The organism is Rhodococcus sp. NCIMB 12038 (assembly GCF_002165735.1).
GTDB lineage: Bacteria > Actinomycetota > Actinomycetes > Mycobacteriales > Mycobacteriaceae > Rhodococcus_F.
In genome coordinates this window covers 82300-91100 of record NZ_NHML01000036.1, presented here as the reverse complement: position 1 = coordinate 91100, position 8801 = coordinate 82300, and the positions used below count along the sequence as shown (strand labels likewise).

Sequence of the window (8801 nt, the reverse complement as noted above, 5' to 3'; positions counted from 1 at the left end):
CCTCGGCCGGTACCGGTGGAAGATCGAACGCACCATCGCCTGGCTCACCGGCTACCGACGCATGACCATCCGCTACGAACGCCACGGCGAACACTTCACCGGATTCCTCCACCTCGCCGCCGCACTCACCTGCTTCAAGAAACTTCCCACATGAGACACGCTCTTAGTGACCTACATGGGTACGTCCCGCCGGCAGGGCAGTTCCGGTCGGCCGGCGAGCCGGATTGGGTGAATGTTGGCCGGGGTACTCGAGTCTCATGGCACGCCCCTTCGAAGAACCCATGGGCACCGGACCGCATGTCCCGGTGGGAGACCCGGTGAGTAGCGACAACCCGTCGTCCAGCCCTGGCGCGCACGATGCACGTCCCGGGGTACCGCCCGAGGTGGCGAGAGGCAAAGGGATAAGGCACACCCGTACCGGGGCGACGTGGACCGGTCTGGTAATCGGAACTCTTGTCCTCGTCCTACTGCTCATCTTCATCCTCCAGAACCTCGACGGCGTCGTTCTGGAGCTGTTCGCCTGGGAGTTCACGGTCCCGCTCGGCGTCACGCTCCTGCTCGCCGCGATCGCCGGCGCGGTGATCATGGCACTCGTTGGCAGTATCAGGATTCTGCAGATCCGCCGGGCCGCGAATCGGCAGCGGGAACTGGCATCCTGACACGTCGTGCAGTCGAGTATGGCGACGTCGGTGTGACCGATTCGTGCATACTTCGATCTGCGTGCTCGGCATACTGGAAATGACGTGAAGGCGAGACCGGTCGAGCACAGAGAGCAGCGGGTGAAGCCGTGGACGGTGGTGAGCTCCTCGGCTCGAATGCACCCCCACAGGGCGGAAGTTTCCGGTTCTACCTCGACGGCGAACGCTGGCANTGGTCCGACNCCGTCGCCCGGATGCACGGCTACCAGCCGGGTGAGGTCACCCCTACCACCGAACTCCTTCTGTCCCACAAGCATCCGGACGATCAACCGCAGGTCGCGGCACTGTTCGACAAGATGATCCACGCCGGTGAGCCGTTCAGCAGCAAGCACCGCATCATCGACACCGACGGTCGCATCCATCACGTCATCGTGGTCGGCGACCGCATGCTCGACGAGAACGACCAGGTCATCGGTACCTCCGGGTACTACATCGACGTCACCGAGACGTTGGAGACCGACCCGCGCGAATACAACCAGGCGCTCACCGAAGCCGTCGCCGAACTCGCCACATCGCGGGCGGTGATCGAGCAAGCCAAGGGTGCGCTGATGCTCGTCTACGGCATCTCCTCCGAACGGGCCTTCGGCATCCTCACTTGGCGCTCACAGGAGACCAACACCAAACTCCGTACACTCGCCGAACGCTTCGTCGACGCCCTCGCCGCGGAGGCGACCCTCCCCGTCTCGTTCCGCGCCCGGTTCGACCACCTGCTCCTGACCGCCCACGAGCATCCCGACCGTGGGCCGGGAACAAAGAACTGACCGTCCTCGCTATGCGGTGGTGACGTCGGGTGGATCGGGAAGGTCGACGTCGAGGACGAAGTCGAGCCAGATGAGAGCGTCGGCGAGGGTCGCCGCGCGCATGGTGACGTCGAATTGTTCGGCAGCGGCCAGCGACCGCTGCACCTCTTCGACCTCCTCGGCCAGGAACGCCGACACCGTCCCCAGCACCCAGCGCTCCGACGCCGACAGGGCATCGATGTCGACGGGCCCGCCGTCGGTGAAGCGCAGGTCGAGGATGAACCTCTCCCCTGGTCCGGCGGCGCCCAGACGTGCGGTGACCACCCCGACGATGGCATCGACGACCCAGGCGAGCACAACACTGTATTCCGGTCGCTCTCCGACAGCCGGCGGTTCGGCACACACCCGGGATATCTCGCCCGAGAACCGGGCTGCGTCACGGTCACCGACCAGTTGCATCAGCCGGCCGCCGACGGCCGCAGCCGACGAACTGGTGGGGCTGTCCGCGTTCGATCCCATACTTCGAGAGTGCCCTGACCCGGGCACCGTCACGCAACCCGGTCGATCACACCCAGTCGCCAGGCACGCGCCGCCGGCGGCGGCCTCAACTGACGTACCCGAATCCGAACGGTGTAGTTTTGCCGGAGGCCTTATCCTCAGGGGACTCTGCGTGAGCATCGTCACGGCGGTCTGACACGGCCGAGAAATCTGCACGAAACATTCACGTTACGTTCCGTTCGTACAGTGTTGCCCCGACGCACCCCCACCTCATCCGCGGGGTACACGCGAGGAGAAACACATGAGTGGGAATGCCGTCCGTCTGCAGGCGATCAAGGACGTCGAGGCCTACGTGCCCCCGGCCGTCAGTTTCGTGGACGACGAGAAGCCGGGCGAGATCTTCGGTCAGAACGTGTTCAGCAAGGCCGTGATGCAGAAGCGTCTGCCGAAGTCGGTCTACAAGTCCGTCATCGCCACGATCGAGAAGGGCAAGCCTCTCGACCCGATGGTCGCCGACGCGGTCGCGTCCGCGATGAAGGACTGGGCACTCGAGAAGGGCGCCACGCACTACGCGCACGTCTTCTACCCCCTGACCGGCCTGACCGCCGAGAAGCACGACAGCTTCTTCGACCCGGTCGGCGACGGCTCGGCGCTCGCCGAATTCGCAGGTAAGACGCTCGTCCAGGGCGAGCCCGATGCGTCGAGCTTCCCCAACGGCGGGCTCCGCAACACGTTCGAGGCGCGCGGTTACACCGGGTGGGACGTCACCAGCCCGGCCTATGTGCTGGAGAACCCGAACGGCAACACCCTGTGCATTCCGACGGTCTTCGTGTCGATGACCGGGGACGCGCTCGACCACAAGACACCGCTGCTGCGGTCGCAGCAGGCGATGGGTGTCCATGCGGAACGCATCCTGACGCTCTTCGGCCACGACGACGTCGAGAACATCGTCTCGTTCTGCGGACCGGAACAGGAGTACTTCCTGGTCGACCGGCACTTCTTCCTGGCCCGCCCGGACCTGCTCAACTCCGGCCGCACCCTGTTCGGCGCCAAGCCGCCCAAGGGCCAGGAGTTCGACGACCACTACTTCGGCGCCATCCCGGAGCGCGTTCTCGGTTTCATGATGGACACCGAACGTGAGCTGTTCAAGCTCGGTATTCCGGCGAAGACCCGGCACAACGAGGTCGCCCCCGGCCAGTTCGAGATCGCCCCGATGTTCGAACGCGGCAACATCGCCGCAGACCACCAGCAACTGCTGATGACGACGCTCAAGACGATCGCCAAGAAGCACGGCATGGCGTGCCTGTTCCACGAGAAGCCGTTCGACGGTGTCAACGGGTCCGGCAAGCACGTCAACTTCTCGCTCGGCAATTCCGAACTCGGCAGCCTCCTCGTGCCCGGCGACAACCCGCACGACAACGCCCAGTTCCTCGTGTTCTGTGCTGCCGTCATCCGCGGGGTGCACAAGTACGGCGGCCTGCTCCGCGCCTCCGTCGCTTCGGCGACCAACGATCACCGACTCGGTGCGAACGAGGCTCCCCCGGCGATCATCTCCGTCTTCCTCGGAGATCAGCTCGCCGGCGTGTTCGAGCAGATCGCGAAGGGTGCGGCCACCTCGTCGAAGGGGAAGGGCACCATGAAGATCGGTGTCGACACCCTGCCCGTGCTCCCGACCGATCCGGGCGACCGCAACCGCACCAGCCCGTTCGCCTTCACCGGCAACCGGTTCGAGTTCCGGGCGCCGGGTTCGATGCAGACCGTCAGCGGACCCATCGTCACGATCAACACGATCATGGCCGAGTCGCTCGACTACATCGCGACCGAACTCGAGACCGCGGTCGCGAACGGCACCGACTTCGACACGGCGGTGCAGAATCTGCTCACCGAGATCATCACCAACCACGGTGACGTCGTGTTCAACGGGGACGGGTACTCGGAGAACTGGCAGAACGAGGCGGCCGCGCGCGGACTGCCGAACCTGCGCACCACCCTCGACGCATTGCCCGAACTGATCACCGAATCGGCGGTCGAACTGTTCGGCAAGTACCAGGTGTTCAACCACCGGGAGATGCACTCTCGCTACGAGATCGGTCTCGAACAGTACGCGCTGACGATCGGTGTGGAAGCACGGCTGACCCTGGAATTGGGACAGACGTCGATCCTCCCCGCCGCGATTCGCTACCAGACCGAGTTGGCGCAGAACGTCGCGGCGCTGAAGGCGGCCGGGGTGGACGCGGACCTGTCCGCACTCGAGGCCGTGTCGGCACCCCTGACGAACCTCAGGACCGCGCTCGCAGAACTGAAGTCCGCGCTCGCCGCTCAGGGCGAATCGGACGCATCGGCGGAGGCCACGCACGCGAAGGACGCCCTCCTGCCTGCGATGGCTGCCGTTCGCGCAGCAGCAGACAGCCTCGAAGACATCGTGGCCGACGACCTCTGGCCGCTGCCCACGTACCAGGAGATGCTCTACGTCCTCTGACGGACTCGAGTACATCTGCGTGTCACCCAGGTCCGGAACCTACGGCGAAAGCTGCAGGTTCCGGACCTGTTCGTCATCTGCGAGATGCGGCCAAGTCGCCGACCAGTCCCACACCGAAGATCGAATTCCAGGTCGAGGTCCGTCAGCTTGCGGGGTCGTACCCGAACTCGCGCACCTCCTGCGCGCACCGGCAGGCAACCGCGAGTTTCGCGGCCCATTCCAGTGCCGCCTCACGGGACGGCAGTTCCAGTACCGCGTAGCCGCCTTCGAGCTGCTTCGTCTGCGGGTAGGTGCCCTCGGTCACGGTCCCGTCCCCATCGACCATGACGGGCGGAACGCTTTCGTCGATGCCACCGCCGAACACCCAGACGCCGGCGTCCTTCGCCTCCTGAACCACCGCGTGCGACGCATCGGACACTGCCTGCAGATCGCCGTCGGGAACGACCATGGCGCCACTCGGGAACGAGATCAGGTACTTCGTCATCGCGTCGACTCCTTCTTCGCGCTCTTTTACCTACCTGATTCGAGGCTCTCATGTTCGGCTGCCGCGAGGATCGCTTCGATCATCACGTCGAAGCCATCGCCGCGTCGCTGGGGTGACGGGCGATCCCGCCCAGCCTCACGAGTTCAGGTGTGCCAGCACTTCTGCCGCGGCTCGGTGGCCGGACCGGACTGCTCCGTCCATGTAGCCGTTCCAGGTGTCGGATGTTTCCGCGCCTGCCCAGTGCAGACGCCCGACCGGTTCGGACAGGGCGGCGCCGTACTGCGTCCAGACGCCGGCACCGAGTCGGCCGCCGTAGCAGCCCCGGGTGTACTCCTCGGCCATCCAGTCTTGTTCGAGGTAGTCCGTGGGTTCGCCGGCGGCAGGACCGAAGAGCTTCACCAGCGTCGCCACGGCTGAAGCTCGGCGCTCAGCGGGGGCCCAGCGCGCAGCGGTTCGGGCGTGGGCGCCCTCGAAGAAGCCGACGAGGACACCACCCGAGCCATCGGCGGGCGAGTTGTCCAGGGTGACGCTCAGTTCGTCGTCCAAGCAGAAGGCGAACCCGTTGAATCCCGAATCCCGCCAGAACGGGGTCGGGTAGGCAATCTGAACCTTGATCACCGACCCCATCGGGATCTGCTGGGTCAGGCCGTCACGCGAACCCGGCAGCGCCGGCTGGAATCGGAGACGACCGGCCAGCGTCGGGGGAATCGCGACGATTGCTCGCGCAGCGGTGACCGTTCCACCGTCGAAATCGACTCGGACCTCGCCGTCGTCCTGGGTGATGGTGTGCACCGGGCTGTCGAGTCGGACCACGTCGTCGCCGAGCTCCGCGGCGAGTCGCTCGGAAATCTGGTGCGTCCCACCGACGACGCGCAGCTCCTGGGCACCGCCCGTGGTGCCCACGAGGCTATCGATCATGCCGCCGGACTTGATGTAGAAGAGGAAGTGAAGCAACGACATCTCGGCCGGTTGGGCGGAGAACAAGGCGGGCACGACGGCGCCCCAGAATGCCAGCGCCTCGGGGTCCTCGGTGTTGGCACGCAGCCATTCGTCCAGCGTCCGACGGTCCAGTTCGGTGGCGTCGGGCGAAGCCCACGGTGACGACAGCGACACCGTGCCGGCCAGCCCCTCGAGCTCGTACTGGAGTCGGCCGACTTCCACTGCGGCGTCATCGGAGAGGCCGAAGGTCTCGTCGGAGTACGTGGTGGCCTTTCCCTTGTAGAGAGTGACCGCGGCGCCCTCGTCATAGGTCGGGAACGTCTCGAGACCGAGTTCGCCGACCAGCTTCAGCACCTCGGTCTGCGTCCGGCCGATCCACTGTCCACCCATCTCCACCGAGACGCCGTTGGCCAAGTGCCCGCCGAGGTTGCGCCCGGCCACCCGGTCGCGCGCTTCCAGCACCGTCACACTGCGCCCGGCAGCAGCGAGAACCCTCGCTGCCGTGAGTCCGGCGAGCCCGGCGCCGACCACGACCACATCGCAATCCGTCATCCCAATTCCTCCAAAAGTCAGTCGGTTGTCCGACAGTAATCTAGGTCACAGCTTCCTGGTGTGCAAGAGTGGTGTCGAACCGACGGGCGACATCGAGGAGGAAAGCGGTGGCCTACGTCAAGGCGGCAGAGCGCGAGGAACAGATCGTCGCGGCGGCGATCACGGAGTTCAGCGAGAAGGGCGTGCCCGGAACCACCCTTCGCGCCGTCGCTGGGCGGGCCGGCATTCCCCTGGGCACGCTGCACTACGTCTTTCCCAGCAAGGATCAGCTGCTTCGTGCCGTCATCATGGCTGTCATCCGCGAGATCTCCGATGCGCTCCGCGCCGAACTCGAGGTCGACAAGGGCTTGGAACATGCGCTGCGCCACGGGGTGGGCAGCTTCTGGAACAAGCTGGTCACGAGCAGAGTCGGGCTGCAGATCATGCAGTACGAGCTGATGACCTACTCGCTTCGGAGCGATTCCGACGGGGGGCTGGCGCAGTTGCAGTACGAGCGCTACAGCGCGCTGGTCACCGAGTTTTTCGAGCGGGCCGCGCAGGCGGCGGGGGAACGGTGCGCCGTCGGCTTCGACACGCTCGGCCGCATCGCGCTTGCCCAGGTCGACGGGCTGATCTTGCAATACATCGCAAAGCCCGATCTGGACCGCGCCAGACGCGATCTCAACCATGCACTGGACATGCTCGTCCTTTATGCCGACCCCCAGTCGGTCGAGCGCACGAAGCCGCTGAACGCGGAGACCGCCTGAGGTTCAGATCCGGGATGCTGTTGCGTTCGGGTGGGCATCACCTTAAGTTAATTCGTACGGCTGTCCGACTTAGAAACAAACGGTCGTGGCCGCGGCACTGGATCATCGACAACCCGGAGTGAGACCAATGGCGCAACAGACACCAGGCAGCCCGAACGACAAGCAGGCAACCACTCTCGAGACCACCGTCGCTGTGGTCGGCGCCGGCATGTCGGGTCTGATCGCGGCCAGGGCGCTGCATCGTCAGGGGATCGACGTGCTCGTTCTCGAGTCTGCGGACCGAACGGGTGGCCGGATGATGGCTGAAACCTCGGCCCTGGGCTCGCGGCTCGATCTGGGTGGGCAGTGGGTCGGCCACGGACACCACCGGTTCTCGGCGCTGGCCGCCGAACTCGGGGCCACCGTGTTCCCCATGCGCACACCGAAGCGGCCGACCGTCGTCGGCGACGCCCGCACCATCTCAGCCGTGAGTCCGTCGATGCTGACGGCCGCTGCCGTTCTGCTGGCCTGGGAAATCCGGGCGAAGCGGGGAGCGCCGACGCGATGGAACTCGACGACCGTGCAGGAGTGGCTTCGCAAGGTGCCGACGGTCAGAGCCCGCCGCCTCCTCGAAGTACTCGTCGAGGTGTCGTTGACGGCAGATCTCGACCGCCTCTCGATGGATGCGCTGGCCAAAATAGTTCACTACCAGGGCGGACTTTCCACGATGTTGTCGACGAACGGCGGCGCACAGGAGGGTCTGATCGTCGAGGGTGCAGGAACCCTGACCGACAAGATCGCCGCCGAACTCGGACCTCGGGTCCTCACGAGCAATCGAGTGACCTCCATCGGCCGAGACGGCCACGGCGTCGTCCTCCGCACCCCGTCGGCTCTCATCCGAGCGTCGAAGGTGATCGTGTCGGTGCCACCGCCGGTGTCGGCCAAGATCGCCTTCGAGCCACCCCTTCCGGCCGGTCGGCGCCGCCTCGCGCAAGACATGTACATGGGATCGGTGTACAAAGCGGTCGCGGTCTACGAGCAACCGTTCTGGCTCGCTACCGCAGATGCCGAGTTCATGTTTCTCGATGGCCCCGGCTTCGCGGTCTTCGATACCTCCCCGCCCGGCGGTCCCGGCCACCTGTGTGTGCTGGTGGGCGGCCGGGATGCTCGAGAACTCGATCGACTCGACGAAGCCGGCCGCAGGCAGGCCGTCCTGGGGCCCCTCGCCGCTGCCGTCGGATCATCCGCAATCCTGCAGCCGGCAAGCTGGCACGAAAAATCTTGGCACCTCGACGAACACGCCGGCGGGGGATATTCGGCGCTGCCGTCCGCGGGCAGCACGCAGGGAATGTTCCCATTGCTCTCGGATCCGATCGACGACATTCACTGGGCCGGCACCGAGACGGCGAGCGAGCACGCCGGATACATCGAGGGGGCCATCGAATCAGGCGAGCGAGCCGCTCGCGAAGTCGCAGAAACCTTTCAGCGCAGTATCGCTGACCCACAGCAGACGAGGATCGATAGCTGATGGACACCACCCCAATGCACCGAAACCCCTGCCGCAGAAGCCCGTCGATGCACTCCGATTCGCCACCAGTCGTATTCCTATCTCGATGCTCGCCCGAGTAAATCGCCGATCGCGAGCCTTCGGCTGCTCCCAGTATCGCCGAAAACGTTGCTGTTGCT

The 8801-nt window shown here is 65.5% G+C and carries 8 protein-coding genes; 5 read left to right on the top strand and 3 right to left on the bottom strand.

Annotated features, from left to right (window positions below):
- Positions 1-257: 257 nt before the first annotated feature.
- Positions 258-659 (top strand): lipopolysaccharide assembly LapA domain-containing protein, encoded by a 402-nt coding sequence (locus CA951_RS36465; protein WP_087561505.1) that lies wholly within the window; start codon positions 258-260, stop codon positions 657-659.
- A gap of 128 nt (positions 660-787) precedes the next feature.
- Positions 788-1459: a PAS and ANTAR domain-containing protein gene (locus tag CA951_RS36460; RefSeq protein ID WP_087561504.1), complete on the top strand. Its 672-nt coding sequence runs from the start codon at positions 788-790 to the stop codon at positions 1457-1459.
- Positions 1460-1468: 9 nt separating this feature from the next.
- Here CA951_RS36460 and CA951_RS36455 read toward each other — a convergent pair whose 3' ends face one another.
- On the bottom strand, positions 1469-1957 hold the full coding sequence (locus tag CA951_RS36455) for a hypothetical protein (RefSeq protein WP_087561503.1): 489 nt from the start codon (positions 1955-1957) through the stop codon (positions 1469-1471).
- 280 nt (positions 1958-2237) lie between these two features.
- On the opposite strand from CA951_RS36455, the gene CA951_RS36450 reads away from it, so the two are divergent.
- Positions 2238-4415 (top strand): glutamine synthetase III, encoded by a 2178-nt coding sequence (locus CA951_RS36450; RefSeq protein ID WP_087561502.1) that lies wholly within the window; start codon positions 2238-2240, stop codon positions 4413-4415.
- A gap of 142 nt (positions 4416-4557) precedes the next feature.
- On the opposite strand, the gene CA951_RS36445 is transcribed toward CA951_RS36450, so the two are convergent.
- Together CA951_RS36445 and CA951_RS36440 are read right to left on the bottom strand one after the other, a co-directional pair.
- The gene (locus CA951_RS36445) at positions 4558-4899 is read right to left on the bottom strand and encodes a YciI family protein (protein ID WP_087561501.1); all 342 of its coding nucleotides are present in this window, start codon (positions 4897-4899) and stop codon (positions 4558-4560) included.
- A 135-nt stretch (positions 4900-5034) separates the two neighbouring features.
- Complete coding sequence (locus CA951_RS36440) at positions 5035-6390, bottom strand: flavin monoamine oxidase family protein (RefSeq protein WP_087561500.1); 1356 nt, start codon at positions 6388-6390, stop codon at positions 5035-5037.
- A gap of 107 nt (positions 6391-6497) precedes the next feature.
- Here CA951_RS36440 and CA951_RS36435 point away from each other — a divergent pair, with 107 nt between their 5' ends.
- On the top strand, positions 6498-7136 hold the full coding sequence (locus CA951_RS36435; protein ID WP_087561499.1) for a TetR/AcrR family transcriptional regulator: 639 nt from the start codon (positions 6498-6500) through the stop codon (positions 7134-7136).
- 127 nt (positions 7137-7263) lie between these two features.
- Positions 7264-8643 carry an FAD-dependent oxidoreductase gene (locus tag CA951_RS36430; protein WP_087561498.1) on the top strand — a complete coding sequence of 460 codons (1380 nt, stop codon included), beginning with the start codon at positions 7264-7266 and terminating at the stop codon, positions 8641-8643.
- Positions 8644-8801: the final 158 nt, after the last annotated feature.

Excerpts from the sequence above, each read along its gene's own strand:
- CA951_RS36445 (WP_087561501.1), bottom strand. The coding sequence starts at position 4,899 with ATGACGAAGTACCTGATCTCGTTCCCGAGTGGCGCCATGGTCGTTCCC.
- CA951_RS36455 (WP_087561503.1), bottom strand. The coding sequence starts at position 1,957 with ATGGGATCGAACGCGGACAGCCCCACCAGTTCGTCGGCTGCGGCCGTC.
- CA951_RS36430 (WP_087561498.1), top strand. The coding sequence starts at position 7,264 with ATGGCGCAACAGACACCAGGCAGCCCGAACGACAAGCAGGCAACCACT.
- CA951_RS36450 (WP_087561502.1), top strand. The coding sequence starts at position 2,238 with ATGAGTGGGAATGCCGTCCGTCTGCAGGCGATCAAGGACGTCGAGGCC.
- CA951_RS36465 (WP_087561505.1), top strand. The coding sequence starts at position 258 with ATGGCACGCCCCTTCGAAGAACCCATGGGCACCGGACCGCATGTCCCG.
- CA951_RS36440 (WP_087561500.1), bottom strand. The coding sequence starts at position 6,390 with ATGACGGATTGCGATGTGGTCGTGGTCGGCGCCGGGCTCGCCGGACTC.